Genomic DNA, 26,825 nt, shown 5'->3' on the forward strand with positions numbered 1-26,825 from the left:
GCTGGGGTTAGAACAAGGAGGCGGATATTACATCACGCTATAACATAACATTTAATGCTTAAACTTTTCGTTACAATTGCCTTTGTCGCGCCGCTGTCAGGGCTGGCTCGACGCTTAAAGCGGCCGAGCGAGTAGTCAAACCCGGCCGCCATCGTGCAGAGTAACCAGCATTCGTAACGCTCAAACCAGGCTGGAATCATGAATCGTCGGAAAAAACTAAACCAATTGCTCAAAGCCAATGCCAAAAAAGCCAGTGCCAAGTTGGCCCCTGCCAATAAAAACCCCTATATCAATAAAGCCGACCGCGCGAAGCTGGCGGCCGAAGCTGAAGCCACGGGTGCAGGGGTTTCACCCACGCCGCACGCCTAACCCTTTTCTTCTACAGAGGCCTTCACCACGTGTTGACGTTTTTTATATTCCTGCTGGCCTGCGCCGCCGCGGCCAGCACCGGCATGCTGTTCAAACCGGGGCAGTGGTACGAAACCCTGACCAAGCCGAGCTTCACCCCACCCAACTGGCTGTTCCCAGTGGCCTGGTCGATTATCTACCTGCTGCTGGCCTGGGCGGGCTATCGCCTGAGCCTGATACCTGGCAGCCAGAACGTCCTGGCGTTATGGGCCGCCCAGATTGCCCTCAATACCTTATGGACGCCGGTGTTCTTCGGCGCTCAACGGATTGTCGCCGGCTTGCTGATCCTCACCCTGCTCTGGCTGGTCGTCGCTGCAATGGTATTGATGGCCATACAGCTCGACTTGATCACCGGCTTGATCCTGTTCCCTTATCTGGTCTGGCTGTGCGTCGCCTGGGCGTTGAATTTTTCCATCTTGCGCAGTAACCGCTGATGACCATCACCGATTGGCCAGCCAGCGAGCAGACCCTGGCGCAGGTCCGCCGTTTCAATAAGAGGCTGGCATGGTTGCCGCGCTTTCGCATCCGTAACCGGCTCACCCCACGGGTGATCCAGCTATTACTGCGCGCGGGCCAGATCGGCGGTGCGGGCAAGCTGGCCAGGCATGGACTGACGGCTGAGACAAAAGTCATCGCCGTTGCCGGTGCTTCGGTGCCGTTGCGGATTATCCGGCCACGCGCCCAGTCCAGGGGGGTCGTGCTGGACTTCCATGGCGGCGGCTGGGTCATCGGTAATGCGCAGATGAACGATGACCTGAACCTGGCGATGGTCAATGCCTGCAACGTGACCGTGGTGTCGGTGGATTATCGACTGGCGGTGTCGACGCCCATCCAAGGGCTGTTGGCCGACTGCCTGGGCGCCGCGCACTGGCTGCTGGGCGCAGAGGAATTCGCCGGGCTGCCGGTCATCGTCGTCGGTGAATCGGCCGGCGGGCACCTCGCGGCGGCCACCTTGCTGGGGCTGAAGGCATCGCCCACCCTGCTGCAACGGATCAGTGGCGCCCTGCTCTACTACGGCGTCTACGACCTGACCGGCACCCCCAGCGTGCGCAGTGCCAGCGCCGATACACTGGTACTGGATGGCCCCGGTATGGTCGAGGCGCTTCGCCTGCTCACGCCGGGCCTAGACGACCCCACCCGGCGGCAGCCGCCGTTGTCGCCTTTGTACGGCGACTTCAGCGACTTTCCTGCTGCGCTGATGTTGGTTGGCGAACTCGACCCGCTAAAGGACGACACCCTGCAGTTGGCGGACCGGTGGCGGCAGTCAGCCGCGGTCGAAGCCCACCTGCTGCCCGCCTCGCCCCATGGGTTCATTCATTTCCCCACGGCCTTGGCCCAGGACGTGCTCGCTTATAGCCACCGCTGGGTAACCGCACGGATCGACGCAACGCTGGCGGCCCGTCACGGTGCCTGAAGCGCCCGCAATGTGGCCTCAGGGCCAGACAGCGCCTGGCCGAAAAATGCCCCCTGTAACTGGTCGCAGATCGCCGCACGCAGTTGCTCGAACTGGTCCTGGGTGTCGATGCCCTCGGCTGCCACTTGCAGCCCCAGGCTGCGCCCCAGAGTGACCATCGCGGCGAACAGGGCCTGATCCTGCCCTTGCCCGAGGGTCTCAATGAGGTGGCGCTCGAAACGAATACCATCGAAAGGGCCACCCAGCAGCCCCTGTAATGCGCTGAGGCGGCTGCCGAACTTATCGACGTAAACCGCCACGCCCAATGCCTTGAGCCCGTGCAGGTGGCGCGCGATATTCGGCGAAGGGTCGAGCATGACCTCCTCGCCGATGGCCAGGATCAGGCGCCGTGGGTCTAGCCCGGAACGCGCCAATGCCGGTGGCAACTGGACTGCCATCAAGCCGCTTTTGAAACAGCGTGGCAACACCACCATCGACACCGTCAGCGGTGCCGGCCAGGTCGCGGCTTGCTGGCAGAGGTTGTGCAAAATCCAATGGCCCAGGGCGTCCAGCAACGCTGGGTCTTGCACGCCCGGTATAAACTCCTGCCACCCCAATAGCCCACGTTGGGGGTGCTGCCACTGTAACGACGCTTCGAACCCGGCCAACTGCGACCCACCCGCGCTAAAGCGTGGCATATAGCAAATCTGCAGACCGTCGTTGTGAAACGCTTCGCGCAACGAGGTCTCGTACTGACGCCGCTCCAGCAACGCCCCGTTCATGCCTTCACTGTACTGTCGCCAAGTGCCTCGCCCCGCCCCTTTGGCGCTATACAGGGCAATGTCGGCGCGCTGCAGCAGCGCTTCAGCGTGCCGGCAATCGGCGCCGGACCACGCCGCCCCGATGCTCACCCCGATAAAAACCCGGTGGCCGTCCAGGTGCATCGGCAGGTGCAACTGCTCGATGATGCGCTCACACAACTGTTGCAGTTCGGCCTGGCCGAAGGGGCCGGGTAGTACCACGACAAATTCATCGCCGCCCAGTCGGGCCACCAAGTCGGTGCCACGAATATTTTGTTCCAGCACCTGTGCCACCCGGCGCAGAACGCTGTCGCCGACCGCATGGCCGAGGTGGTCGTTGATCGGTTTGAAGCGGTCCAGGTCCAGGCTCAGCACCGCCAGTGGCGTCGCGCAGGCCAGCTGGGCCTGCAAAAAGTCATACAGCCGGCCGCGATTGGCCAGCCCGGTCAGGGAATCATGCAGCGCCAGATAGCGGATCTGCGCCAGCGCTTCCAGCTCGCCGGTGATATCGGTAGCGGTGCCGCGAAAGCCTTCGTGCCCGCCCTGGATAGCCCGGGCCGACAGCTTGCAGGTGCGGGTTCGTCCATCGTAGTCGGTGTATTGGCAGATCAGCGCAGCCGCAGCAGGCAGGCTGGCTTGCCCGAGCAGCCACTGCGCCAGCGGCTGCGCCGCGCCGTGGGCGCTCAGCACCTATGGCAAACGCTTGCCCAACCAGGCCTGCTGCGGATAGCCAGTGACCTGTTCGAAGCGTTCCGAAAGGTAGCTCAGGCGGTAATCGGCACCCACTTCCCACAGCCAGTCGGAGGACACTTCGGCGATGTTGCGAAAGCGCTCCTCGCTGTGGGCCAGAGCCAGGCCCTGGCGCGTCATCTCGGCGTACTGGCGCTCTTGTTGCCGCAGCATGCGCAAGGCTTGACGCAACACCAGGCCAGCGAACAGGCCCAGAGTCAGCAGCGCGAGCACCAGTAGCGGCAATAGCGTGTCGCGCAGGGCCTTGCCTGGGGTCGCCGGGGTCCACACCAACCGATCGGCAAAAGCGGGGTCCAGCTGCACGCTATTGTGCTCAGCGGCCCGACCGTCGCGGGAGACGTGCGCGTCAGCCAAGGCGAAATCTCGGGCTACGCTGGCCAACGCTTTTTCGTCCAGTACCTTGATGAACAACATGACACTGGGTGGCCCCGCAACCTCTGCGACACTGCCGTCGGTGCCGGTGGTGATCGCCGCCGCCGACACAAAGGCCGGTGCGCCATCACTGTGCATCAGGCGCACGCCCGTGTCTTCCCGGTGTTCGGCGGCCCTGGCCCACGCCAGCAGGCTAGCCAGGTCGCCCTGCAACCAAGTGCGAGCATCGAGCTGAGCGATTTTGCCGTTGAGGACCGAGTAAACGGTGCGGTCATCCGGGCCAATGACCATCACGGCCTGATAGCCATAGAGCTGGAACACACTGCTGCCGACGTTTTCCTGGTTATACGCCCACGCGGGGTCGACGCTGACGTGCAAATCCCGGTAAGCATCGCTCCACTTGGCGTAGTCGCTGAGGTCACGCTGGATGTTCACGCGCACGCCTTCCACGGCTTTTTGCGCGAAAAACAGATTTTGCTCGCGGGCGCTTCGGTCCTGCTCGTGGGTGACACTGAGCAACAGCCCGATGGCCAACATCGACAGGACAACCAGCAACAACACAATCGCCGGTAGCGTGTGCCGAGTAAAGGTGCGCCCCGATAGAACCATTGGGGCAGGCGGCGTGGTGATTTTCATCAGGGTGTTGGTTTACTCGGCATGCAGGCAACTACGAGTATCGCGCCTGACCCATAGGGTATCGGCCTGCTGCCCCAGAGCTTGATATCCCGCGGCTCAAGCGCGCGGCCCCGGGTCACCTGATCAATGTTCGGCCCATATATTGCAACGATGTTGGTGAATCCCCTTGCTGGTCATTTCTGAGAGGTCACATGCCCTATCTATGCCGTGGTTTGTTGTTTGCCCTATGCACCCTGGCGGCCGCCGCAATGCCCGGCCTGGTTCAGGCCGACGCCTTGTCCGAGATCACCCAACGCGGCGTGCTGAGGGTCGCCGTGCCCCAGGACTACCCGCCCTTCGGCTCGGTCGGCACTGACCTAAAACCGCGCGGCCTGGACATCGATATGGCGCAATTGATCGCCGACAAGCTGGGGGTGAAACTGCAACTGACCGCAGTGACCTCGGCTAACCGCATTCCTTTTCTGACCACCGGCAAAGTCGACCTGACTATTTCCAGCCTGGGCAAAACCCCGGAGCGCGAAGAAGTGATCGCCTTCAGTGACAAATACGCCCCCTTCTACATGGGGGTCTACGGCCCTGCCGACGTCCAGGTCAAGACCCCAGCCGACCTGGCTGGCAAAAGCGTCGGCCTGGCCCGTGGCGCCTTGGAAGACATCGAAGTGAGCAAAGTGGCGCCCGCAGGCACTACGGTCAAACGCTTCGAGGACAACAACACTTCGATCTCGGCGTTTCTCGCGGGCCAGGTGCAGTTGATCGCCAGCGGTAATGCCACCATGGTGGTGATCGCGGAGAAAAACCCGCAACGCCCGCCGCTACTCAAGTTCAAACTCAGGGATTCGGGCTGCTATATCGGTATCGCCAAAGATGAAGCCGCGCTCAAGGCCAAGGTCAATCAGATCATCGCGGCGGCCAAGGCCGATGGCACGCTAAACAGGTTTGTCGAAACCTGGCTGAAAGAATCGCTACCTGCCGATTTCTAAAGTCAGGCCCCTCGCCGCACGCCGGCAAATCGCGCATCATGGGCACCTTCTCTTCAGTGGAGCCCTGTATGCGCGCCCTTCCCTTACTCCTCTGCCTTATCGCCTCTGGCCTGGGTTTTGTCGCCCCGGCGGCCCTGGCCAGTGAAGAAAGCCAACTGATCGAAGCCATCAACAGCTACCGCAGCCAAGTGCAACGCTGTGAGGGGCAAGCCTCGGCCGAGCTGCCACCGCTGGCCTCTGACCCGCGGCTGATCCTGCCGGCCAGTGGTAAGACCGACTTGCGGCAGGCGTTGGCCCAGGCCCGCTACCCCATGGTCAATGTTCGCGCCATCAGCCTGGCCGGCCCGCGTGACGCCGGGGCTGCTATGGCGACCATCAAGGAGAGCTTTTGCCAGGTGGCGTTAGACCCACAGTTTGTCGACATCGGCGTCAGCCGTGAGGGCCGTGACTGGCGAGTGGTGCTGGCGCGGCCGTTGTTGAGCGCACGCCTGGGCACCTCCCAAAGTGAGGGCCAGCAACTGTTGGGGCTGCTCAATACCGCCCGCCAGCAGGCGCGCCAATGCGGCGCCCAGGCCTTTGCTGCCGCCCCGGCGTTAGCGTGGAATGACAACCTGGCCAAGGCCGCCGAAGGCCACAGCCGGGCCATGGCCAACCAGAATTTCTTCGACCACAAGGGCCGCGACGGCAGCACCCCAGGCGACCGGGCCGAGCTGGCGGGCTACCTGGGTGGGGCCATCGGCGAGAACATCGCTGCGGGGCAGGACACGCCGGCCAAAGTGGTCGACGGCTGGCTGGCCAGCCCTGGGCACTGCGCTAACCTGATGAACCCACAGTTCAGCGAATTAGGGGCAGGCTACGCGGCGGATCCGCGCAGTGAGGGTGGGATTTACTGGACTGCCCTTTTTGGCGCGCCCTGAAAAGATCGGGGCCAAGGCCCCTCCTACCTGCCATTGACACACCAAACCCACCGTAGGAGGGGGTCTCGCCCCCGAGCTCTTACGTTATGCGCGCATACCCGCCGAAGATCAAAAGATGGGGCCAAGGCCCCTCCTACGCCGTTAGCGGATCCGGCACGCCCAGCAGGGCAATCGGCTCCACCGGCTCAGGGGCGGCCCAGACGAACGAATCGTCCTTGAGCTGCCCACGCAAGTCACCGTCGAGCACCAACTCGAAGTGTTTACCGTCAGCGTCGCCGTCCAGGTCGCGCAAATAGCTGCGGCCTAGATTAGCGTTGTAGCTTAACTTCAGCGTGCCATCTGTGCCGTCACCCAGGCCGGTAAAGCCTAGGGCCGCGACATCGAGGTGATCCTGGCCGACGGTGAAGTCGGTGATCAAATCAGTCGCCCGGGCGCTGTCGGAACGGAAGCTGTCGCTGACCGAACCGAAACGGAACGTGTCCGCGCCCGAGCCACCGGTGAGCTTGTCGCTGCCCGCGCCGCCGATCAGCAGGTCATTGCCGATGCCGCCGTCCAATACGTCGTTACCGGCCAGGCCGCGCAAGGTGTCGTTGCCCCACTGCCCGTGCAGGTTGTCGTCGCCAGTGCTGCCCGTCACGTAGCGGTCCTGGTCAGGGCGCGACGACACCACTGTGGCGCCTTCGGTGTTGGCGAACACCACGTTGGCCATGCTCAAATCGTTGAGGTGGTTACCCTGCAACAGCACTTCGAAGTGGTTGCCGTTGGCATCGGTTTCCAGCGACTTGAGCGCGGTCTTGTCGCCCTGGCCATTGAGCACCACTTTCAAAGTGCCGTCGTAGCCATTGCCCAGGCCGATGAAGCCAAGCGCGGAAACGTCGATACGGTCATTGGACTGCTCATTGAAATCCACGATAGTGTCGCGCAGGGCCGTGCCGCCCGGTACGTCCTTGCGCAGGCTGTCGCCAATCGAGCTGAACACAAAGGTGTCGGCCCCCGCGCCACCGATCAAGGTATCAGCGCCAGCACCGCCGTCGAGGCGGTCATCGCCGGAATTGCCACTGAGCTGGTCATTGCCGGCACCGCCGAGCAGCGTATCGTCGCCCACCGTGCCGGTGATCGAGTCAGCCGCAGCCGTGCCTTTGATCAAGTGCTGGAAGTTGGCGGCGCTCAAGCTATTGACCAGGTTACCGGCCAAAGCCAATTCGAAGCGATTGCCCTGGGCATCGGCGTCGAGGTTTTTCAGGTAGGTGATGTCTTTCTCGGCGTTGTAAACCGCCTTGAGCGTACCATTGTGACCATTGCCAAGGCCGCTGAAACCCAGGCTCGCCGCATCGATGCGGTCGGTGCGGGTGTCGAAGTCGGTGATCAGGTCCGCATAAGACCGGGTCTCGCTGCGGTAGCTGTCAGTCTGTTCGGTGAAGCGGAAAACGTCGCTGCCTGAACCGCCACTGAGCCTATCGGCCCCTGCTCCGCCCACCAGCAGGTCGTCGTTGGCGCCACCGAACAAAGTGTCGCGGCCGGCGCCGCCATACAGCTCGTCACGGGTGATGTCACCGCGCATGAGATCGGCGCCCGGGGTGCCCATGTCGAAGATCACATTGGGGTTCTTCGAGGTATCGCTGTGCACACCGTAGGCCGCCGTATTGCCCTGGGTGGTGTGGCTAATGATGTTCTGGTTGATCAGGTTCGAATCGGTGCCGCTGCGGCTTTCGGCGACGCCATAGGTGGAGTTGTCGCCACCGGTGATAACGTTGAAGCCGATGGTGTTGAAGCTGGTGGCGGAGTTGCCGTCACCCACGATGTACACCTCGGCGGCAGCCGCCGTGCCGCTGCTGTTGCCAAGGTTATTGTTGTGGATCTGGTTGAACGAGACATCGCCATAAGCGCCGTCATTCAGGTAGACGCCATTGCCAGCGTTGCCGCTGATGTCCAGGCCATTGATCACAAACAGCTCGGCTTTCTCCACCGACACGCCATTGCCGCCGTTGCCATAGACCTGGCCACCGATAACGTCCAGGCTGCTCGGCTTGTTCGGTACGCCTACGCCTTCCTGGATGAAAATGCCGTCTTTGCCGTTGCTGTAGGCCTTGCTGTCGGACAGCTCCAGGTCGCCGCCAATGTTGAAACCATGGCCGCCATTGCCATAGGCGCTGTTGTCCTGGAACGCACTGTTGACCAAGCGGTCGGCGACGATACCGTCAAGCCGGTTGCCATGGGCGCTGCTATTGCGCAGCTCGATCTCGCTGGCTTGGCCAGTCAAATCGAGGCCATTGCCATTGAAATTCTGCGCCTGCAGGTCATGCAGGCTCACCCCGGTGGCGCTGCCGTTGACCCAGCCGCTGGCCGAGCCTTGGGTATTTTCGCGGTTGCCGTCCAGGGTCAGGCCACTGGCACCGACGTTGTGCGCCTGGTCGGCGCTGATCAAGGCGTTCACTGCAGCCGGGGTGCCATCAGCCAATTTCAGGGTGGTCTGGGCAACGCCATTGCCACTGAGGCTGACATTGTCTTTGAGGTTCAACGCCGCACCGCTGGAGGCGCTGACGATATAAGTGCCATTGCCCAGCTGGACTTCACCCCCGCCAGCGGCGGCGGCAGCGTCGATGGTCTTTTGCAGTGCGAGGGTATCGTCGGTGATACCGTCGCCAACAGCGCCGAAGTCTTTAACGTTGAAAATACTGCTCATGCCGATTCCTCTAATCCCTGGGGGCGTTGTTCCCGCTGCGCAACTGTCTCGGATACAACAGAGGGAGTGACACTTCGAGGGCACATTATCGAGGTTCGGCGTAGGCGTCAGTTAATTTACGCCAGTGGTATAGAAGTTCCGACGAGTTGCACTTACCCCTGAAAACTAAGACTTTTTTGACGTCAAGCAACTGTTATAAAACGCCTCTAAAGCGGTTCACTAGTTATCGCCGAGTCGGTCCCTGAAGAAATCTTCATCCAAGCCACACCCCGTAAACACAGGACAATAAAGACCATTTAGCCAAGCGGGAGGCCTCCCCCTGATGACTGGCTATCAAGTTGCCAAAGCCCAGGCCGATCTAGGGCCATTCAGAGAAATCCCGAGGCTCCTGCGCAATGAAATCCACATGGCTAGACAACTTGAAGGTCAGTAAGAAGCTGGGAATTGGCTTCGGCGCCATTTTATTGGGAGTACTCACGGTTACGCTGATTGGGTACGCCAGCACCAACTTGCTGGTTGAACGCCTCGACAAAGCTGGCAAAGTCGCTGAACTCAAAGCTGATGTACTCAGCGCCCGTATCGCCGCCCAGGCCTATGCCACCGGGCCCACCGCCGCTGGCGTGCAAACTTATGACAGCGCTTTGAACACCCTCAACCGCAGTGTCGAACAAAGCCTCAGCCTGTTCAGCGTGTCGAGCAACCTGGACATGCTGCAAGACATCCGCGACCAGGTCGGTGGCCTGAAAAAAACTTTCGCGCAGTTGGTGAACGTCAACCAAACCTTCGATGAAGCCCTCAAGCCGTTGATCAAGGTCTCCGACGACGTCAGCGCCACCTTTGAAAACCTCTTGCAAAAAACCATCGACGACACCCTGCGTACGCCCGACGAAACCGGGATCCGCCAGGTGAAAATCGCCGGCGATTTGCGCAACGGCATGACCGGCTTTCGCCTGGTGTTCCGCCGTTACCTAAGCGTGCCTACGGCCGATAACCGCCAGGCGACCTACAACGCTGCCGACGCCCTGATCGCCCAGGTCGCGCAAGCGCGTAGCCAGTTGCCCAGCGAAGCCAGCGCGGCGGTAGATACCGCCCTGGAGGCGCTGAAGCAATACAAGGTGCTGATGACTTCCATCTCGCAGATGCTGCAACAGAGCGAACAGCTGCGTGGCGAACTGCAGCGCCAGTCCATCGCCACCGCTGCCCGTACCGACGAGCTGGCGGCCGCGCAAGTGGCCAAGGCCAAGACCGAACAGCGTACTGCGGTGGTGCAGTTACTCAGCGTCGCCCTGGTGGTACTGCTGATCGGCATCTTCGCCGCCGTCCTGATTACCCGGCAAATCACTCGCCCATTGAACGCCACGGTGATCGCTGCGCGGCGCATCGCCGATGGCGACCTGACCCACGACACCAGCACCTCGCGCCAAGACGAACTGGGCCTGTTACAGAACACCATGCAGCACATGACCGTTGCGTTGCGCGGTTTGATCAGCGGCATTGGCCAGGGCGTCACGCAAATAGCAACTGCGGCCGATGAGCTCTCAGCCGTGAGCAGACAGACCAGTGCCGGTGTCAGCCAGCAGAAGATGGAAGTCGACCAAGTCGCCACGGCGATGAACCAAATGGCCTCCACCGTGCAGGAAGTCGCACAAAACACTGAAGACGCTTCGCGGGCCGCTAAACAAGCCAGCGAACGCGCCGCCCACGGCAGCGGTGTGGTGCAACATGCCACGCGTGAAATTGGCCAATTGGCTGAGGAAGTGGAGCAACTGGGCCAAGCCATGCAGCGGCTGACCCAGGACAGCGATAAGATCGGCAGCGTGATCGACGTGATCAAGGCGGTTGCCGAGCAGACTAACCTGCTGGCCCTCAACGCGGCGATCGAGGCTGCCCGAGCCGGTGAGCAAGGCCGCGGCTTTGCCGTGGTAGCAGACGAGGTACGCTCACTGGCGCAGCGCACGCAGAATTCCACGACCGAGATCGAAGCCTTGATTCAGGCTCTGCAGCAAGGCACAGGCGCTGCGTCAGACCTGATGGACGCCAGCCGCCAGCGCACCGAAGGCACCGTTGGCCTGGCCCGCCAGGCCGAACAAGCGCTGGTGGAAATTACGCAGTCCATCACCACCATCGAGCAGATGAGCCAGCAGATATCCACCGCCGCCGAGGAGCAGAGCGCGGTCACCGAAGAAATCAACCGTAGCGTGCTCAGCGTGCGTGACGTGGCGGATCAATCGGCCGCCGCCAGCGCCCAGAGCGCGGTTTCAACCGCCGAACTGGCGCGCCTGGGCACCGACCTGCAAGGGCTGGTAGCGCGCTTTCGCGTGTAGCTAACCCAGCTGGCGGCCGATGATCGGCCGCCAGGCCAGGCGGCTAAGATTCGCTGTGGATTTCCTGCTCGCTCAACTCCACCGCCAGGCTGGCGGCTTCCTCCTCCGTGGCGACGAACTGCATCTTGCCATCGAGCGGCCCCACTCGAAACACTTGCTCCACGCCGTCCCCGCGCAGTTCTTCGGGGATCTCGCTGCCTTCCAATCGTTTCACGCTGATCGCCATGCTGCGTACCTCCCTAAAGAGTCTCTGACCCTGCAGCCGGTCAAATGCTCATTGTGATTGTGCGGCGCTGGTCAGCCAGCGTTCAGGGGGCCTTGTGCCAGCGCTGGTAAATGCGCCGGTAGATCAGCAGATTGACCGCTAACACCAAGGCGCCCAGTAGCCATTGAATAGCCGGGGTCAAACCGGCCGGGTAGATCAACGGCCAGAGATAGTGTTCGATAAAACTGTCGGCATACCCGGCCTGCCCGGCGGCCTGGCGCATCAGATTTTCCCAGCGGGTCAGTGGGCAACGCCAGTGCATCACTTCTACCAGGACGCCCCAGAGGGCAGCCGGTAGGTGTAACGCTAGCACCGGCCGCCATTTCAGTGCCAGCAGCCCGCCCAATAGCGCAAAGAGGATAAATACCAGGTGCAATAGCACCAAGGCATCAGCGGCGAGTCGGTAGGCCATTCAGGCTCCAGGGACGGCTGAGTGGCTCATGCATCACGCAACAAGTCGTGGGCGTTGAGCAAGCCGTAAGCGACCTCAGGGTGTTGCTCCAAGCCTCGGCGCACCGCCGCCGGAATAGCTTGGCGTGTCTTGCGGCACAGGCCCGGTTGCTCAGCCAGGTGGATGGCAATACCGCGCATGCTTTTGACCTCATTGAGGCCCGGCGCGATGCTCATGCGTATGCCCAACTGCTCGAACATAAGCTGCTGCAGACGCTGCAATTGCGCCAGGCTGTGCACGTTTTCCAAGCGCTCGATCAAGCGCTTTTCCTCAGCGCGGGTCAGCCGCAGGATGCGCGTATCGGCTGCAGGCGCGGCGCTCAATTGCTCCCGGCGGCAGTCGCACAGGCCGGCCGGGCAGGCGCTGCGCAAGCTCGGGTCAGACGTCATAGGGTACTGGCACGGGTTCAGGCTCGATCATGCTCAGCGTTCTCAGCACAAAAGTGAATGGAGGGCAGGCTTGAGCGGTAAGTGGCCGCGAAAGAGGCCTGTGCTCAACCAAAGCGAACAGGCCGGCTCATACTAGCCGAGCCGCCGTAACGGGGCTAGGCCTGGCCCAGCACCCGCTTCATCACCAAGGTACGCTCGGCGCCGTGGTGCTGTTCCCGTTCGAGGGTAAAACCCAAACGGGCATAGAAGCCCTGGGCGGTCACGGATGAAGGCACCCACAAGGTATCGATGCCGCGCCCCCGCGCCGCCTGTTCCAGCAGCGCCAACAGTTGCTGGCCGATGCCCTGCCCTTGCTGCGTTGGCAGCACGAACACGCTACGCACGACATTGCCGTCCAGGCTTGCCGTGGCCAATACCTCTTGCCCACGATAGGCCAGGTAAACATCGCGGCTGGCGATCAATTGGGCCACTTGGTCAGGGCCGAAACTGAGCGCCACTTGCTCGATGACCTGGGCCGGGTAGTCCTGGGCGCTGGTGACGCGCAGGGTGGTCAGAATCACATGACTGACCGCCGCGGCATCGGCGGCTAGCGCCCTTCGCAGTACTACGTCCATCAGCCAGCAGGCCGAGGCTTGGGCGGCGCCAAGCGGATCAGCTTACGCAGGCGCAGGGCCAGTTGCTCGGCCGAGTAAGGTTTGTGCAAGAGCTCGAAGCCGTGCCCGCTGTCCTCAGCCAGCACATGGCTGTAGCCCGAGGTCAACAACACGGGTAAGTCCGGCTGGTCGCGGCGCAATTGCTCAGCCAGGGCAATACCGCCCATGCCCGGCATAACGACGTCAGAGAACACTGCGGCGAAGTTGCCATTGGCGTCTAGAAGCGCCGCCAGGGCGTCCTCGGCATTCACCGTCCAATGGGTGGTATAGCCCAGGTCTTCGAGGATTTGCGTACAGAATTGGCCGACTTCGATATTGTCCTCGACCACCAGCACCCGCTGGCCTGCACCGCCAATCAACAAGGGGGCTGCTTCAGGCTCGCGCTGCCGGGGCCCGTCATCGACCTCGGGTAAAAACAGGGTGAAGGTGGTCCCCACGTTCAGCTCACTGCTCACTTCGACATTGCCACCCGACTGTTTGGCGAACCCGAACACCTGGCTAAGCCCCAGGCCGGTGCCCTTGCCGATGGGCTTGGTGGTGAAAAACGGCTCGAAAATGCGCCCCAGCAAAGCCGGGGCGATCCCACTGCCGGTGTCGCTGACGCTGATGGCGACAAAACCCTGGGTCGAGGCCGCGTGCCCGCGAATGGACGGTAAACCGCCCAAGCGCGTCAGGCGCAGGGTCAGCACACCTTCCTCGTCCATCGCATCGCGAGCATTCACGGCCATATTGACCAGGGCTGTTTCAAACTGGCTAAGGTCGGCATTGATAAAACAGGGGTGGCCGAGCAACTCGGTTTTTACCCGGATGCGCGCGCCGGACAAGGTGTCGAGCATATAGGCGACGCCGCGTACTTTATGGTCGACATCGAAGACTTCCGGGGTCAAGGCCTGGCGACGGGCGAACGCCAACAACTGCCCGGTCAGCTTGGCGGCGCGGTCGACGGTGTCGGAGACCGCCGTTAAATAGCGTTCACGGCGCTCTTCCTGAAGCCCGGGGCGACGCAGGAAATCCACCGACGAACGAATGATGGTCAACAGGTTGTTGAAGTCATGGGCCACGCCGCCGGTCAACTGGCCGACCGCTTCCATCTTCTGCGACTGCCGCAAGGCTTCTTCGGTTTCGCGCAACTCAGTGATGTCCCGCCCGGAACAGTACATGCCGTCCTCAGCGGCCACCGCGACCCATTCCATCACCCGATACTGGCCGTCACTACGGCGCATACGCGCATTGAGGTTGATCAATGGCACGCCGGCGCTCAGATCATTGAACAGCTCATGCACCAGCAAGTGATCGTCTGGGTGCACTAAGGCATCGAAGCTCAGGCCGACCAACTGCTCTTGGGTATAGCCGAAATCGCGCAACCAAGTGGGGTTGACCCGCTTGTAGCGGGCGTCGTGGCCAATGATCAAGAGGAAATCCCGCGACACCGACCACATCCGGTCACGCTCTCGCGTGCTCTCTTCAACACGCTGTTCAAGGGTCGCGGCGAATTCCTGAAGACGCAATTGAGCTTCGCGCCGCTCACTGATATCAGCGACCACTCCGGCCATGCGCACAGGCGTACCGGCTTGGTCGTAATGGGCCCGACCTTTGCTGGAAATCCAGCGCTCGACGCCGTCGACGCCCCTCACCCGTATCTCCAGCTCCAGCTTGCCGGTGCTGCGGGCGCGCTCGATAGCCTCGTGGAACAGCGGGCGATCGGCTTCGACCACATGCGGCTCGGTGCTCTCCACGCCCCAGCTGGCCTGCAACTCGGTGAAGCCGAACATTTGGTCATGGCGCAGCGAACGCACTGATGTGTCGGTGAGCAGGTCCAGATCCCAGGTACCCAGGTCGGCGGCTTCGATGGCCAACTGCAGACGCGCTTCACTGGCCTTTAGCTCTGCGGTGGCGCGCACCCGCTCAGTGGTTTCCGTGGTGAAGCAGAAAACGCCGCCCACTTCGCCGTCATCGGCGTAAATCGGCGAGAAGGAAAACGACCACCAGGTTTGCTCTGGCTCGCCGAAACGCGCCATGGTAATGGGCGCGTCCTCGAAGCGGCTGGCTTGGCCGTTCAAGGCTTTTTCGATCGTTGCCTGTACCGCCGGCCAGGCATCAGCCCAAAGAATACGGATGGGCTGGGCCAGTGCGCCGTGCTCGCGCGGGCCCAGCACCGGGCGGTATGCGTCGTTGTAGAAAAACAGCAGGTCCGGGCCCCAGAGCAGGTACATGCTCTCGGGGGAGTTGAGCATCAGGTTCAGCGCATTGCGCAGCGCAGCCGGCCATTGCTCGGGCGCGCCTAACGCAGTACTGGCCCAGTCGTGGGCGCCAATAGCGGCGCCCATGGCGCCACCGTCTACCGGAAAAACCTTCGTCTTGGGGTGCAGGTGCATAGCGTTCCAGGGCGTTCCATACTGATTGCCGGATTCCTGCGGGCTATTCTAACGCCCAGGCAGCCTCAAGTTACGACCCTGTTCACTAGTCTCGGTTCGAAAAGCCGTATTAAAGGCCAAGCACCTGCATCAAGGTTGCTGTCAGAGGCCTACCTGCGGCAACACCGGGCGCTCGGCCAAGGCTTTGGCGACGATGGCTTGCACTTCGGTCAGTGCCTCGCCTTGCAGCGGCAAGCGTGGCGGCCGTGTCACCGAGCTGCCTCGCCCCACCAGCGCTTCACACAGCTTGATGCATTGCACCAGGTCTGCCCGGGCGTCGAGGTGCAGCAGCGGCATAAACCAGCGGTACAGCGCCAACGCTTCATCGAAACGCTGCTCGCGGGCCAGGCGGAACAGGGTTTCGCCCTCTTTCGGAAACGCATTCGACATGCCCGACACCCACCCCTCGGCACCCACCGCAATGCTCTCCAGAACCACATCATCGAGGCCGGCGAACAGCACGAAACGGTCGCCCACGGCATTGCGCAGGTCGATAAAACGCCGGGTATCGCCGGAAGAATCCTTGAAGCAAACGATGTTCTCGCAGTCTTGCAAGGCGATCAGGATGTCCGGCGTCACGTCGTTTTTATAGATAGGCGGGTTGTTGTAAACCATGACCGGCAGGTCGGTGCCGGTGGCAATACTGCGAAAGTGCGCGGCGGTCTCATGGGGTTTGGCCGAGTAAACCAGCGCCGGCATGACCATCACGCCGTCGACCCCTACCCGTGCGGCTTCACGCACCGTATTGCGGGCAAATTCGGTGGTGAACTCGGCGACCCCGGCGATCACCGGGACCTTGCCGGCAGCGGCGTCCTTGGCCACCTCGATCACCGCCAGTTTTTCCGCCGTGGTCAGGGAGGTGTTCTCCCCCACTGTGCCACACACCACCAAACCCGAAACGCCGTCGGCGACCAGGTTGCGCATCACTTGGTGGGTGGCAAGCAGATCAAGGGAAAAATCGGGGTTGAATTGAGTACTAACGGCAGGGAAAACCCCTTGCCAATGGATGGCCTTGCTCATACTGGTGTCCTCGCGGTGGGCTGCAAGCCACAAGCCTGCGCTTTAGCCTGGGCAGCGGCTTGAGGTTTTTCTCTGCTCACAGGACGAAATCGGCACAGTGAGGGTGCGGCGACTGTGCCGATTTCGTCACCTTGCGTGGTGAAAACCGACAAGCAGCGTAGCCCGCCGGGGGCCAACCTGTAGGTATGACTTGAGCAGGCAGCCACGATGAACAGAATTCAGGTGATCGATTCACATACCGGCGGCGAACCGACCCGCCTGGTCATTGCCGGGTTCCCTGACCTGGGCGCCGGTAGCCTGGCCGAACGCCTGGCCCGGCTGCGCCGTGACCACGACCCATGGCGCCAGGCGTGCATGCTGGAGCCACGAGGCAACGACGTGCTCGTGGGCGCGCTGCTGTGCCCGGCGGAAGCCGCCGATGCCTGCGCCGGGGTGATCTTTTTCAACAACAGCGGCTACCTGGGCATGTGCGGCCACGGCACCATCGGCCTGGTGCGCTCGTTATACCACTTGGGCCGGATCGAGCCGGGCCAGCATCGCATTGAGACGCCAGTGGGCACGGTCACCGCCACCTTGCACGAGGACCTTTCGGTGAGTGTGCGCAACGTCGCCGCCTACCGCTTTCGCCAGGGGGTCGAGGTGCAGGTGCCCGGCCATGGCTCAGTCAAAGGTGACATTGCCTGGGGCGGCAATTGGTTTTTCCTCATCAGCGAACATGGGCAAAGCGTCGAGCTGGCTAACGTCGACGCGCTGACGAGCTATGCCTGGGCCGTGCGGCAAGCCCTGGAAGCCGCTGATATTGGTGGGGCCGATGGCGCCTTGATCGATCACATCGAACTTTTTGCCGACGACCCCGTGGCCGACAGCCGTAACTTCGTGTTGTGCCCCGGCAAGGCCTACGATCGCTCGCCCTGCGGCACCGGCACCAGCGCCAAATTGGCCTGCCTGGCGGCTGACGGGCTGCTGGCCCCCGGTGCGTTATGGCGTCAGGCGAGCGTCGTGGGCAGCCAGTTCACGGCGCACTATGACTGGGTGGACGGCCAGGTGATCCCCACCTTGCGCGGCAGTGCTTATATCTGCGCCGAAGCGACCCTGCTGGTCGACCCCGACGACCCGTTCGCCTGGGGCATTGCCCCGTGAGCGCGAACGCCGACACGGCCGACGTTATCGTGATTGGCGCAGGCATTGTCGGTGCGGCCTGCGCCGAGCATTTCGCCGAACTCGGCCTGCGCGTGCGGGTACTGGACGATGGTCGCGGCGGCGCCACGGGCGCCGGGATGGGCCACCTGGTGGTCATGGACGACAATCCGGCCGAATTGGCGTTGAGCCGCTATTCCCTGGCGCTGTGGCGCAAATTGCGCGAACACATGCCCAGCGCCTGTGGCTACGGCCAGTGCGGCACGCTATGGCTGGCCGCCAATGCCGAAGAAATGGATGTGGCCCGCAGCAAGCAAGCGGCCCTGGCGTTGCAGGAAGTGCCCAGCGAACTGATCGGCCCGGCGCCACTGGCGGCAATCGAACCACTGCTGCGCCCCGGTCTGCTCGGCGCCCTTAAGGTGCCCGGAGACGGCATTCTGTACGCTCCGGCGGTCGCCCAGTGGCTGCTGCAACGCCAGCCACTTATCCAACGCTGCCGCGCCCGGGTCACAGCGGTCGCCGCGCAGCGCGTCGAGTTGGCCGACGGCCGGGTGCTGACGGCGCCCTATGTGGTGGTGGCCAATGGGCTGGCGGCCCAGCAGTTACTGCCCGAGCTGCCGCTACGGGCGAAAAAGGGCCACCTGCTGATCACCGACCGCTACCCCGGGCAAGTTCACCACCAGTTGGTGGAGTTGGGCTATGGCGCCAGCGCCCACAGCAACGCCGGCACCTCGGTGGCCTTTAATGTGCAGCCACGGCCCACCGGGCAATTGCTGATCGGCTCTTCGCGGCAATTCGACAGCCTCGACCCGGCGGTGCAACCGGCCTTGCTGGCGCGCATGCTGCAAAGGGCCGTGGAGTACTTGCCAAGGCTCGCCGACCTGAACGGCATCCGTGCCTGGACCGGCTTTCGCGCAGCATCTCCCGATGGCCTGCCCCTGTTGGGCGAGCACCCTCGGCAGCGCGGCCTGTGGCTGGCGCTGGGGCACGAAGGCCTGGGCGTGACCACCGCCACCGGCAGCGCCCGGGTGCTCGCCGCACAGATGCTCGGCGAGCCGGCCAGTATCGATGTGCAGCCATACTCACCCGCGCGCTTCGCCGTGCCGCTACAGGTCTGCCCATGATTATTTACCTGAATCGGCGCCAGCTGCAGGTACCCGACGGCATTAGCGTCGCGGCCGCCCTGGCACTCAGTGGCGACGAACACACTCGCCTGGCCGTGAATGGCGCGCCACGGGCGCCCTATTGTGGCATGGGGGTGTGCCAGGAGTGCCGCCTGAGCATCGACGGCCGCCGCCAACTGGCCTGCCAGACCCTGTGCCGCGAGGGCATGCAGGTGGAGCGCGAGGCATGACCGAGCAACGCTGCGATCTGCTCATCGTCGGCAGCGGTCCGGCGGGTTTGGCCGCTGCCGCAGCCGCCGCGAGTTCGGGCTGGCGTATCGTCATGGTCGACGACAACGCCCGCCCGGGCGGGCAGATTTGGCGCCACGGCCCTGGCCATCCCCCCTCGGCAGCGCTGCGCCAACGTCTGGCGGTATTGGCCCTGGCCAATCTGCGCTACCTGCCCGCCACGCGCATCGTCGCCAGCTTGGGCACTGGCCGGCTGCTGCTGGAAGACAGCGAACGCGGGTTCGTGCTGGACTACGCGCGCCTGATCCTCTGCTGTGGCGCCCGCGAACGCTTGCTGCCCTTTCCTGGCTGGACCTTGCCAGGGGTCACCGGGGCCGGCGCCTTGCAAGCGTTGCTGAAAAACGGCCTGACCCTGCGCCGCCAGGCACCGCTGGTGGTGGCGGGCAGCGGCCCGCTGTTGCTCGCCAGCGCCGCCAGCGCACGCCAGGCCGGGGCCCATGTGGTCAAGGTGTTGGAGCAAGCCGAGGGGCTGCGGGTGGCAGCCTTCGCCGCGCAATTGTGGCGCTGGCCCGGCAAAGTAGCGCAGGCCGCGGGCTTGGCCACCCGTGCTTACCGCTGCGCGGCCCATGTGCTGGAAGCACTGGGCGAGCGGCGATTGCAAGCGGTGCGTATCCGTGTGGGTGAGCGCGAGTGGGAGCTGCCCTGCGAGCACCTGGCTTGCGGCTATGGGCTGGTGGCCAATACCGAACTGGGCCGGCATCTGGGCTGCGCCGTCAGCGAGGATGCCATCGCAGTGGACGCCCAGCAGCGCACCAGCGTGCCGCAGGTCTATGCCGCAGGTGAATGCACAGGGGTGGGTGGCAGCGAACTGGCGCAAATCGAAGGCCGCATCGCCGGCTTGGTCGCCAGTGACCAGGCCGAACAGGCTCAGCACCTGCAAGCGCAGCGTGACCATTGGCAAGCCTTCGCCAAGCTGCTGCAGCATACCTTCGCCCTCAACCCGGCCGTGTTGCAGTTGGCCCAGCCCGATACGCTGCTGTGCCGCTGCGAAGATGTCCCCCTGCACGCCGTGGCCGGGCAGCCCGACTGGGCCACCGCCAAGCTGCAATCGCGCTGCGGCATGGGCGCGTGCCAGGGGCGTATTTGCGCCACGGCCGCCCAGGCCTTGTTCGGGTGGCCGCTGCCAGCGCCACAGGTGCCCCTGGTGCCGGCCAGAATCGCTACACTGTTGGCTTCCAGCAGCCCGCCCGAGCCGCCTTGATGACCCCAGCCGCCCCGCTGCTCCAACTTCGTCAACGCCTGGCCGCCCAAGCCCCGCAGGACATGCCCAGCCTGCTGGCGGCGCTGGGGCTGATTTTGCCGTTGCTGGATGCCATACCCGGCGCAGTATTTTTCATCAAGGACCTACAGGCGCGCTACTTGCTCGCCAACCTCACCCTGGCCCAGCGCTGCGGCTACAAAGACATCGGCCCCTTGCTGGGCAAGACCTCGGCCGAGGTCTTTCCTGCCAGGCTCGGGCCGGTCTACACCGAACAAGACCAACGGGTGCTGCAACACGGCAGCAGTATCCATGGGCAACTCGAACTGCACCTCTATGGCAGCCGCGAACCTGGCTGGTGCCTGACCGACAAACACCCGCTGCATGGCCGCGACGGGCAGATCATCGGCATGGCCGGGATCTCCGTCGACCTGCAAGCGGCCAGCGATACCCACCCCGCCTACCAACGCTTGGCGGCCGTCGACCGCTACATTCGCGAGCACTATCAGCAGACCATCCGCCTGCAGCAACTGACTGCTCTGGCCGGGCTGTCGGCGGCGCAACTGGAGCGTTACTGCAAGCGCATCTTCCACCTCACCCCACGCCAGATGATCCACAAAGCCCGCCTGGAGCACGCCTCGCGCCTGCTGGAGAGCGCTTTACCTATCACCGACATTGCCCTGCAGTGCGGCTACACCGACCACAGCGCATTCAGCCGCCAATTCAAGGCACTCACCGGGCTGAGCCCGCGGGCGTATCGTGAGGGGCTGGAGGGTGCGGGATAAAGCAAAAGATCGGGGGCAAGCCCCCTCCTACCGCCGGCGACACACCGAATATCGAATAGGCCCCCGACCGCCGGCGGCACACCCAATATCGAATAGGCCGCCGACCGTAGGAGGGGGCCTTGCCCCCGAGCTCTTGAGCGCCAGCCGCTTATCGCGTCCAACACAGCGTTTTGCTCAATTCCTTAAACAGCGTCGACACCGTACGCAGCCTGCGGCAGTCGGGCCGGGTCAATAGCCAGAGCGCGGCGTCGCAGCCCTCCAGGGGTTCGCCCAAAGCCTGCAAACTGCCGTCGCTCAGCATGAACTCAGGCAGCGCGGCCACCCCTAGCCCCGCGCGAACCAACTGCGCCACCCCCAGCATAGAACTGCAGCGGTACGCGGGCAGCAGATCGGGATACTGCTGGCGGCGCCACACCACGGTCGAGTGGTCGGGCAAAAAATCGTCCGGGCCGACCCAGTCCAGTTCCACCCAACTACGGGAGCCCTTGCGCTGTAGGTAATCGGCGCTGGCCACCACTCGATAACGCACGCTGCCCAAGCAAGTGCCCACCAAATGCTGCGGCGGGTTCAGGGTCAGGCGCAAGGCGATATCGGCGTCACGGTGGCTGAGATTGGCAAATGCGCTGGAGGTATTGAGCTCCAGCTTGAGGCCGGGGTAGTTGGGCATGAACTGCCGCAGCGCCGGCACTAGAAGGTCTTGCAGCACAGCTTCCGTGCAGGTTAGGCGCACCGTGCCACTGACAATCGCATGCCCCTGCTGCAGGCTGATCTGCGCCACCTGCAACGCGCTCTCGGCCGCTTCGGCCTGTTGCGCCAACGCCAGCGCCGTTGTGCCGGGCAGGTAACCCGAGCGGTTCTTTTCAAACAAGACCGTGCCGACCGCCGCTTCCAGGCGCCGTATCGAACGGAACACAGTGGACACGTCGACGCCCAACAGCTCCGCTGCCCGCGCCAAGGTTTTACCGCGTACCAGGGCGAGTACCAGGGTTAGGTCGGACTGGGTGATGTGATAGTGCAGCGCTGCATTGATCAATTGCCAAAATGCCCATTTAGCTTGCGATGCTGCAAGGATAATGTGAAACGCGGATTTATTGAAAGGAACTCACAATGAGCGCATCAAGCCATGCCACCTAGGTCAATATCGCCCCCAACCCCACTGAAAAGGACCTCACCCATGCTCTGCGACACCTTTGCCCTGCCCTACTATGTAGTGACTTTCACTTCCCTGCGCACGGCCCACGATGTGGCGGGCTACGCCCAGGCGGCCCAGCGGATGGTCGAGCTTGCGCAGCAGCAGCCAGGGTTCCTGGGCGTAGAGTCGGCCCGGGGTGATGATGGGCTGGGCATTACCCTCTCCTATTGGTCAAGCGAGGAGGCCATCAAGGCCTGGTATGCCCATGCCGAGCACAGCGAAGCGCGCAAGCAAGGCCGAGCGTGCTGGTATCAGCAGTTCACCACCCGTGTATGTCGGGTCGAACGCAACTATGCCCACGGGTTTTGAACTCGGCGCAGAGGGCACTTGCCGCCGGATTCGAGGTCCATACACTACCCCAGCCCAGAGCCGCACAATGACCAGCCCGCGCCTACCCCTCACGCTGTATGTCGACCTCGACTGCCCTCTGTGTGCCCGTGAGGTCAACTGGCTGCGCCGCCACGCCAGCCCTCAGCGCCTGCAATTGGTGGATATCAGCGCCGCCGACTTCGACCCCGCCGCCACCGGCAAAAGCCAGCAGACGCTCAGCGAATGCCTGCATGCCCGCAGCGCCGACGGCCAGTGGCTGACCGGCATCGATGCGACGTTATGGAGTTGGCGCGCCGCTGGCGTCGGCAAGTGGGCCGCACCGTTGGCCTGGAAACCGCTGCGGCCGCTGTTTTTGCTGGCTTACGCCGTGTTCAAACGAGCGCGCCCGCACCTTGCCTGGCTGCCCCACCCGGACGGCGGCCGCCGCTGCAAGGACACTTGCCCACCCGCCAAACCGAACGCCTGCATGGGCGCAGAAGACGATAAGTTATAAGGCCTGGAGCCCCCATGACGGTAATCACCGAATTCGCCAACGACGCCCATCGCCTGGCAGTCGTAGAACTGTGGAAAAACCTGCTCAGCTACCCCACCCCCCATAACGAGCCTGGCCTGGCGATCGAGCAAAAGCTGGCGGCAGCGGACGGGTTGTTTTTCGTGGCGCTGCACGAAGGTGCGCTGGCCGGCACCATAATGGCGGGCTACGACGGCCATCGCGGCTGGCTGTATTCCCTCGCGGTGCAACCTGGCCTACAACGCAAAGGCATTGGCGCAGCACTGGTGGCCCACGCCGAACAAGCCCTGACCACCCGTGGCTGCCTGAAGGTCAACCTGCAGATCGTCACCAGCAACCAGGCTGTGCAGGGCTTTTATGAGCGTTTGGGCTACGTCGTGGAGCCGCGTATCAGCATGGGTAAGCTGCTCTACTGAACGAACATTTCGCTTCAGTCCACCACGAACAATTTGGCCCCGGTGACCGTCGACGAACGATGCCCTTCGCCGTCGTTACCCACCTGGTAGCTGACGCCAGGAGTTAGGGTAAACACCCGGCCATCTTCCAGTTCGGTGTGCAATTCACCCTCCAGGCACAACAAAATATGCCCGCGCCAACACCAGTGATCGGCCAGGTAGCCGCTGCTGTACTCGACCATACGCACCCGCACATTGCCGAACTGGCAGGTGCGCCAATAGGCAGTGCCGGTTTGGCCGGGGTGTACGGTGGGCTCAAGGGTGGACCAGTCGGTGGTGGCGAACGGGATGGCGGTCAGTTCCATGGGGGGCCCTTGAGTGAGAGTGCGTGAGGTTGGCAACCTAGCAACCTCACGCATACCAGGATAGATACAGATCGGCAGAATCGGCGGCATACAGACTTCGCCTGGCCCGGATCACCCCACCGCGCCGGCGTGCGCAAGTTTCGTCATTACCCTGATCTGAGCCACCAGCGTGCCGAACAAAGATCCAAGGGACTTAAACCTTGAACGACGGGTCAATTTTCATACCTTCTATTCAATGAGGAGCACCCGATGAACTACAAGCCCCTAGGCAATACCGGCCTCAAGGTCTCGCCCATAGCGCTGGGTTGCATGACCTATGGCATCCCCGATCGCGGTAACCACCCCTGGACGCTGGACGAAGAACAAAGTCGACCGCTGATCAAGCAGGCGCTGGATTTGGGTATCAATTTTTTCGACACTGCCAACAGCTATTCTGATGGCACCTCGGAAGAAATCGTCGGCCGCGCGCTGCGCGATTATGCCCGCCGCGATGAAATCGTCATCGCCACCAAAGTGTTCTTCCCGTCCCGCCAGGCGCCCAATATTGGCGGCCTTTCGCGCAAGGCAATCATGAGCGAAATCGACAACAGCCTGCGCCGGCTGGGCACCGATTATGTTGACCTGTACCAGATCCATCGTTGGGACTACCACACCCCCATCGAAGAGACCCTCGAGGCATTGCACGATGTGGTCAAGGCCGGCAAGGCCCTGCACATTGGCGCCTCGTCCATGTATGCCTGGCAGTTTGCCAAGGCCCTGTATACCGCCAAAGCCAATGGCTGGACGCCGTTCGTGTCGATGCAAAACCACCTCAACCTGCTCAACCGCGAGGAAGAGCGCGAAATGCTGCCGCTATGCCGGGACCAAGGGATTGCAGTGCTGCCCTGGAGCCCGTTGGCCCGTGGTCGCCTGACCCGCGACTGGAACGCCAGCAGCGCCCGGGAAGACGCCGATGCGTTTGGCAAGACCCTGTACTTGGAGCGAACCGCAGACGCCGACCGCCAGGTAGTCGAGGCCGTCGCCAGCATCGCCCAAGCGCGCGGTGTACCCCGGGCGCAGGTGGCATTAGCCTGGGTCGCGCAGTCGCAGGGCGTCACTGCACCGCTGATCGGCGCCAGCAAGCCCCAGCATCTGCAAGACGCCGTGGCCGCCATGGCATTAGCCCTGACGCCAGAAGAAATCCAACGCCTGCAGGCGCCGTATGTGCCCCACGAGGTGGCCGGGTTCGCCTGATAGCGCCTAGGCTTTGGCTGCGATAGCTCCCGGGTGCCTTATTGATCTCAGGGAGGCGCCCTATACTATGACCACTTATTTCTAACGGAGCGACCTGATGAGTGCTACCCCCCTCGATTCGTTGTTTCAGCCCTTCACGCTTAAATCGCTCAGCTTGAAGAACCGCATTGTCATGGCCCCCATGACCCGCTGCTTCGCACCAGCAGGTGTGCCAAACGAGGCGATCGCCGCCTATTACCGCCGCCGCGCGGAACATGAGGTGGGGTTGATACTGTCCGAGGGCACCGTTATCGAGCGGCCCGGCGCGCGCAATGATCCCGGCATTCCGTTTTTCCACGGTGACGCCGCATTGGCGGGCTGGCAACAGGTGATTGACGGCGTGCACCAGGCCGGCGGCAAAATGGGGCCGCAGATCTGGCACGTGGGCGCAGTGCCCAGTTTTCTCACCGAGTGGACACCCGACAGCGGCATCGAGAGTCCCTCGGGCCTGGTTGCACCGCAAACGCCGCGGGGCGAAGTGATGAGCGACGAGGCGATCGCCGATACCATCGCCGCGTTCGCCAAGGCGGCCGCCGATGCTAAACGGCTTGGTTTCGACACCGTTGAAATCCATGGCGCCCACGGCTACCTGCTGGATCAATTCTTCTGGGATGGCACCAACGAGCGCCCCGACCATTTCAATGGCGCCACTATTGCGGAGCGCTCACGCTTCGCCGCCGAAGTCGTCAAAGCCACGCGAGCCGCCGTAGGCCCTGACTTTCCGCTTATCTTGCGCCTAAGCCAATGGAAGCAGCAGGACTATAAGGCCCGTTTGGCCAGCAGCCCCGACGAGATGGCCGCCTGGCTGGTGCCACTGGTGGAGGCCGGGGTGGACATCCTGCACTGCTCGCAGCGGCGCTTCTGGGAAGCCGAATTTGCCGAACTCGACGGCGAGCAAGGGCTGAACTTCGCCGGTTGGGCGAAGAAACTCACCGGCGCGGCGACCATCAGCGTGGGCTCGGTGGGGCTATCCGGCGACTTTATGGGTGCCTTCAGCGGCGAAAGCTCGCAGCCCGCCAGCCTCGACAATTTGCTGCAACGCTTGGAACGTGAAGAGTTCGACCTGATCGCGGTCGGCCGAGCGCTGCTCAGTGACCCGCAGTGGGTCACGAAAATTCGCAGCGGCGACAGCAGCAACCTGAAAGCCTTCAGCCCGGCGGACCTTGGCGAACTCGCTTAATCACGCACCGGGGGCGGCCGTTGCTTTTGCGCAACGCATGAGTCATCGTCATAGATGCTGCCCCCACTGCCATGAGCCGCGTTATGCCCTGCTTCAGCAAAACCCTACCTTCACCCGTTGGCCTGCTGACACTGGTCAGCAATGACCTTGGGTTGCAAGCCATCCTGTGGGAAACCGAGCACCCCAACCGGGTTCGGCTAGGCGAGCTGACCCCCACGCTCAGCCACCCGGTGCTGGATGAGGCGGCCCGGCAACTGGAGCAATACTTCGCCGGGCAGCGCCAGCAATTCGACCTGCCCCTGGCCTTTAACGGCACCGAATTTCAACAGAAAGTCTGGCACGCGCTGTTGACCATCCCCTTTGGCGAAACCCGCAGCTATAGCCAAATTGCCCAGCAAATCGGCCTGCCCGCAGCGGTACGTGCGGTGGGCGCGGCCAATGGGCGCAATCCGCTTTCTATCGTCGCGCCGTGCCACCGGGTGATCGGCGCAAGCGGCGCGCTGACCGGCTTTGCCGGTGGGCTCACAGCCAAGCAAGTACTGCTCGCGCTGGAACAGCGCGGCGCCATCCAACAGTGCCTGGACCTCTAAGGG

Annotated in this window: 28 protein-coding genes and 1 pseudogene; 18 read left to right on the plus strand and 11 right to left on the minus strand. The window is 63.0% G+C overall.

The window, feature by feature from the left end; all coding sequences use genetic code 11:
- Positions 1 to 198 precede the first annotated feature (198 nt).
- The 3 genes from QCL65_RS16865 to QCL65_RS16875 are packed head-to-tail and all read left to right on the plus strand — an operon-like array spanning position 199 to position 1,822.
- Positions 199 to 369: a DUF2986 domain-containing protein gene (locus tag QCL65_RS16865; RefSeq protein ID WP_407310675.1), complete on the plus strand. Its 171-nt coding sequence runs from the start codon at positions 199 to 201 to the stop codon at positions 367 to 369.
- Positions 370 to 401: 32 nt separating this feature from the next.
- On the plus strand, positions 402 to 842 hold the full coding sequence (gene tspO / locus QCL65_RS16870) for a tryptophan-rich sensory protein TspO (RefSeq protein ID WP_407316897.1): 441 nt from the start codon (positions 402 to 404) through the stop codon (positions 840 to 842).
- Positions 842 to 1,822 (plus strand): alpha/beta hydrolase, encoded by a 981-nt coding sequence (locus QCL65_RS16875; protein WP_407310677.1) that lies wholly within the window; start codon positions 842 to 844, stop codon positions 1,820 to 1,822. The genes tspO and QCL65_RS16875 overlap by 1 nt, the downstream gene beginning before the upstream one ends.
- On the opposite strand, the gene QCL65_RS16880 is transcribed toward QCL65_RS16875, so the two are convergent.
- Positions 1,810 to 3,291: a putative bifunctional diguanylate cyclase/phosphodiesterase gene (locus QCL65_RS16880; RefSeq protein WP_407310679.1), complete on the minus strand. Its 1,482-nt coding sequence runs from the start codon at positions 3,289 to 3,291 to the stop codon at positions 1,810 to 1,812. The two genes, QCL65_RS16875 and QCL65_RS16880, sit on opposite strands and share 13 nt — an antisense overlap.
- Entirely contained in the window at positions 3,292 to 4,359 is a 1,068-nt protein-coding gene (locus tag QCL65_RS16885; RefSeq protein WP_407310681.1) for a CHASE4 domain-containing protein, read from the minus strand. It abuts the gene before it with no gap.
- A gap of 191 nt (positions 4,360 to 4,550) precedes the next feature.
- Here QCL65_RS16885 and QCL65_RS16890 point away from each other — a divergent pair, with 191 nt between their 5' ends.
- A complete protein-coding gene (locus QCL65_RS16890; protein WP_407310683.1) occupies positions 4,551 to 5,339 on the plus strand; it encodes a transporter substrate-binding domain-containing protein in 789 nt (262 codons plus the stop codon).
- A gap of 68 nt (positions 5,340 to 5,407) precedes the next feature.
- On the plus strand, positions 5,408 to 6,256 hold the full coding sequence (locus QCL65_RS16895; protein ID WP_407310685.1) for a CAP domain-containing protein: 849 nt from the start codon (positions 5,408 to 5,410) through the stop codon (positions 6,254 to 6,256).
- Positions 6,257 to 6,389: 133 nt separating this feature from the next.
- Here QCL65_RS16895 and QCL65_RS16900 read toward each other — a convergent pair whose 3' ends face one another.
- A complete protein-coding gene (locus QCL65_RS16900; protein WP_407310687.1) occupies positions 6,390 to 8,939 on the minus strand; it encodes a glycosyl hydrolase family 28-related protein in 2,550 nt (849 codons plus the stop codon).
- 395 nt (positions 8,940 to 9,334) lie between these two features.
- Between QCL65_RS16900 and QCL65_RS16905 the strand changes: the two are divergent.
- A pseudogene (locus QCL65_RS16905) lies at positions 9,335 to 10,357 on the plus strand (methyl-accepting chemotaxis protein); the annotation flags it as partial.
- Positions 10,358 to 10,558: 201 nt separating this feature from the next.
- Positions 10,559 to 11,263, plus strand: coding sequence for a methyl-accepting chemotaxis protein (locus QCL65_RS16910; RefSeq protein WP_407316899.1), 705 nt, complete (start codon positions 10,559 to 10,561; stop codon positions 11,261 to 11,263).
- Positions 11,264 to 11,306: 43 nt separating this feature from the next.
- Here QCL65_RS16910 and QCL65_RS16915 read toward each other — a convergent pair whose 3' ends face one another.
- The 6 genes from QCL65_RS16915 to QCL65_RS16940 form a co-directional block, all read right to left on the minus strand.
- Positions 11,307 to 11,477, minus strand: a complete 171-nt coding sequence (locus QCL65_RS16915; protein WP_407310689.1) for a hypothetical protein — start codon at positions 11,475 to 11,477, stop codon at positions 11,307 to 11,309.
- Positions 11,478 to 11,571: 94 nt separating this feature from the next.
- The gene (locus tag QCL65_RS16920) at positions 11,572 to 11,940 is read right to left on the minus strand and encodes a DUF2784 domain-containing protein (RefSeq protein ID WP_407310691.1); all 369 of its coding nucleotides are present in this window, start codon (positions 11,938 to 11,940) and stop codon (positions 11,572 to 11,574) included.
- Between the two features lie 26 nt (positions 11,941 to 11,966).
- On the minus strand, positions 11,967 to 12,368 hold the full coding sequence (locus QCL65_RS16925; protein WP_407310693.1) for a hypothetical protein: 402 nt from the start codon (positions 12,366 to 12,368) through the stop codon (positions 11,967 to 11,969).
- A 155-nt stretch (positions 12,369 to 12,523) separates the two neighbouring features.
- Positions 12,524 to 12,982 carry a GNAT family N-acetyltransferase gene (locus QCL65_RS16930; protein WP_407310695.1) on the minus strand — a complete coding sequence of 153 codons (459 nt, stop codon included), beginning with the start codon at positions 12,980 to 12,982 and terminating at the stop codon, positions 12,524 to 12,526.
- The gene (locus QCL65_RS16935; RefSeq protein ID WP_407310697.1) at positions 12,982 to 15,396 is read right to left on the minus strand and encodes a PAS domain S-box protein; all 2,415 of its coding nucleotides are present in this window, start codon (positions 15,394 to 15,396) and stop codon (positions 12,982 to 12,984) included. Before QCL65_RS16935 ends, QCL65_RS16930 begins: the two co-directional genes overlap by 1 nt.
- 141 nt (positions 15,397 to 15,537) lie before the next feature.
- Positions 15,538 to 16,455, minus strand: coding sequence for a dihydrodipicolinate synthase family protein (locus QCL65_RS16940; protein ID WP_407310699.1), 918 nt, complete (start codon positions 16,453 to 16,455; stop codon positions 15,538 to 15,540).
- Positions 16,456 to 16,662: 207 nt separating this feature from the next.
- Between QCL65_RS16940 and QCL65_RS16945 the strand changes: the two genes are divergently transcribed.
- Genes QCL65_RS16945 through QCL65_RS16965 form a run of 5 tightly spaced genes read left to right on the plus strand, consistent with a single transcriptional unit; the run spans position 16,663 to position 20,987 of the window.
- Positions 16,663 to 17,595, plus strand: a complete 933-nt coding sequence (locus QCL65_RS16945; RefSeq protein WP_407310701.1) for a 4-hydroxyproline epimerase — start codon at positions 16,663 to 16,665, stop codon at positions 17,593 to 17,595.
- On the plus strand, positions 17,592 to 18,716 hold the full coding sequence (locus tag QCL65_RS16950; RefSeq protein WP_407310703.1) for an NAD(P)/FAD-dependent oxidoreductase: 1,125 nt from the start codon (positions 17,592 to 17,594) through the stop codon (positions 18,714 to 18,716). The genes QCL65_RS16945 and QCL65_RS16950 overlap by 4 nt, the downstream gene beginning before the upstream one ends.
- Complete coding sequence (locus QCL65_RS16955; protein ID WP_407310705.1) at positions 18,713 to 18,946, plus strand: (2Fe-2S)-binding protein; 234 nt, start codon at positions 18,713 to 18,715, stop codon at positions 18,944 to 18,946. The genes QCL65_RS16950 and QCL65_RS16955 overlap by 4 nt, the downstream gene beginning before the upstream one ends.
- Positions 18,943 to 20,205, plus strand: a complete 1,263-nt coding sequence (locus QCL65_RS16960; protein WP_407310707.1) for an FAD-dependent oxidoreductase — start codon at positions 18,943 to 18,945, stop codon at positions 20,203 to 20,205. Before QCL65_RS16955 ends, QCL65_RS16960 begins: the two co-directional genes overlap by 4 nt.
- The gene (locus QCL65_RS16965; RefSeq protein ID WP_407310709.1) at positions 20,205 to 20,987 is read left to right on the plus strand and encodes a helix-turn-helix domain-containing protein; all 783 of its coding nucleotides are present in this window, start codon (positions 20,205 to 20,207) and stop codon (positions 20,985 to 20,987) included. Before QCL65_RS16960 ends, QCL65_RS16965 begins: the two co-directional genes overlap by 1 nt.
- Positions 20,988 to 21,135: 148 nt before the next feature.
- Here the strand turns inward: QCL65_RS16965 and QCL65_RS16970 are convergent, their stop codons facing one another.
- A complete protein-coding gene (locus QCL65_RS16970) occupies positions 21,136 to 22,020 on the minus strand; it encodes a LysR family transcriptional regulator (protein ID WP_407310711.1) in 885 nt (294 codons plus the stop codon).
- A 141-nt stretch (positions 22,021 to 22,161) separates the two neighbouring features.
- Between QCL65_RS16970 and QCL65_RS16975 the strand changes: the two genes are divergently transcribed.
- The 3 genes from QCL65_RS16975 to QCL65_RS16985 all read left to right on the plus strand — a co-directional run bounded on the left by QCL65_RS16975 (position 22,162) and on the right by QCL65_RS16985 (position 23,436).
- A complete protein-coding gene (locus tag QCL65_RS16975) occupies positions 22,162 to 22,488 on the plus strand; it encodes an antibiotic biosynthesis monooxygenase family protein (RefSeq protein WP_407310713.1) in 327 nt (108 codons plus the stop codon).
- A gap of 67 nt (positions 22,489 to 22,555) precedes the next feature.
- Positions 22,556 to 23,002 (plus strand): thiol-disulfide oxidoreductase DCC family protein, encoded by a 447-nt coding sequence (locus QCL65_RS16980; protein WP_407310715.1) that lies wholly within the window; start codon positions 22,556 to 22,558, stop codon positions 23,000 to 23,002.
- 14 nt (positions 23,003 to 23,016) lie between these two features.
- Complete coding sequence (locus tag QCL65_RS16985) at positions 23,017 to 23,436, plus strand: GNAT family acetyltransferase (protein WP_407310717.1); 420 nt, start codon at positions 23,017 to 23,019, stop codon at positions 23,434 to 23,436.
- A 14-nt stretch (positions 23,437 to 23,450) separates the two neighbouring features.
- On the opposite strand, the gene QCL65_RS16990 is transcribed toward QCL65_RS16985, so the two are convergent.
- Positions 23,451 to 23,780 (minus strand): DHCW motif cupin fold protein, encoded by a 330-nt coding sequence (locus QCL65_RS16990; protein ID WP_407310719.1) that lies wholly within the window; start codon positions 23,778 to 23,780, stop codon positions 23,451 to 23,453.
- Between the two features lie 249 nt (positions 23,781 to 24,029).
- Between QCL65_RS16990 and QCL65_RS16995 the strand changes: the two genes are divergently transcribed.
- The 3 genes from QCL65_RS16995 (at position 24,030) to QCL65_RS17005 (ending at position 26,822) form a co-directional block, all read left to right on the plus strand.
- Entirely contained in the window at positions 24,030 to 25,013 is a 984-nt protein-coding gene (locus QCL65_RS16995; RefSeq protein WP_407310721.1) for an aldo/keto reductase, read from the plus strand.
- A gap of 97 nt (positions 25,014 to 25,110) precedes the next feature.
- The gene (locus tag QCL65_RS17000; protein ID WP_407310723.1) at positions 25,111 to 26,232 is read left to right on the plus strand and encodes an NADH:flavin oxidoreductase; all 1,122 of its coding nucleotides are present in this window, start codon (positions 25,111 to 25,113) and stop codon (positions 26,230 to 26,232) included.
- A gap of 83 nt (positions 26,233 to 26,315) precedes the next feature.
- The gene (locus QCL65_RS17005) at positions 26,316 to 26,822 is read left to right on the plus strand and encodes a methylated-DNA--[protein]-cysteine S-methyltransferase (protein ID WP_407310725.1); all 507 of its coding nucleotides are present in this window, start codon (positions 26,316 to 26,318) and stop codon (positions 26,820 to 26,822) included.
- Positions 26,823 to 26,825 lie beyond the last annotated feature (3 nt).

The sequence above is a fragment of the Pseudomonas sp. nanlin1 genome (assembly GCF_045571515.1).
GTDB lineage: Bacteria > Pseudomonadota > Gammaproteobacteria > Pseudomonadales > Pseudomonadaceae > Aquipseudomonas.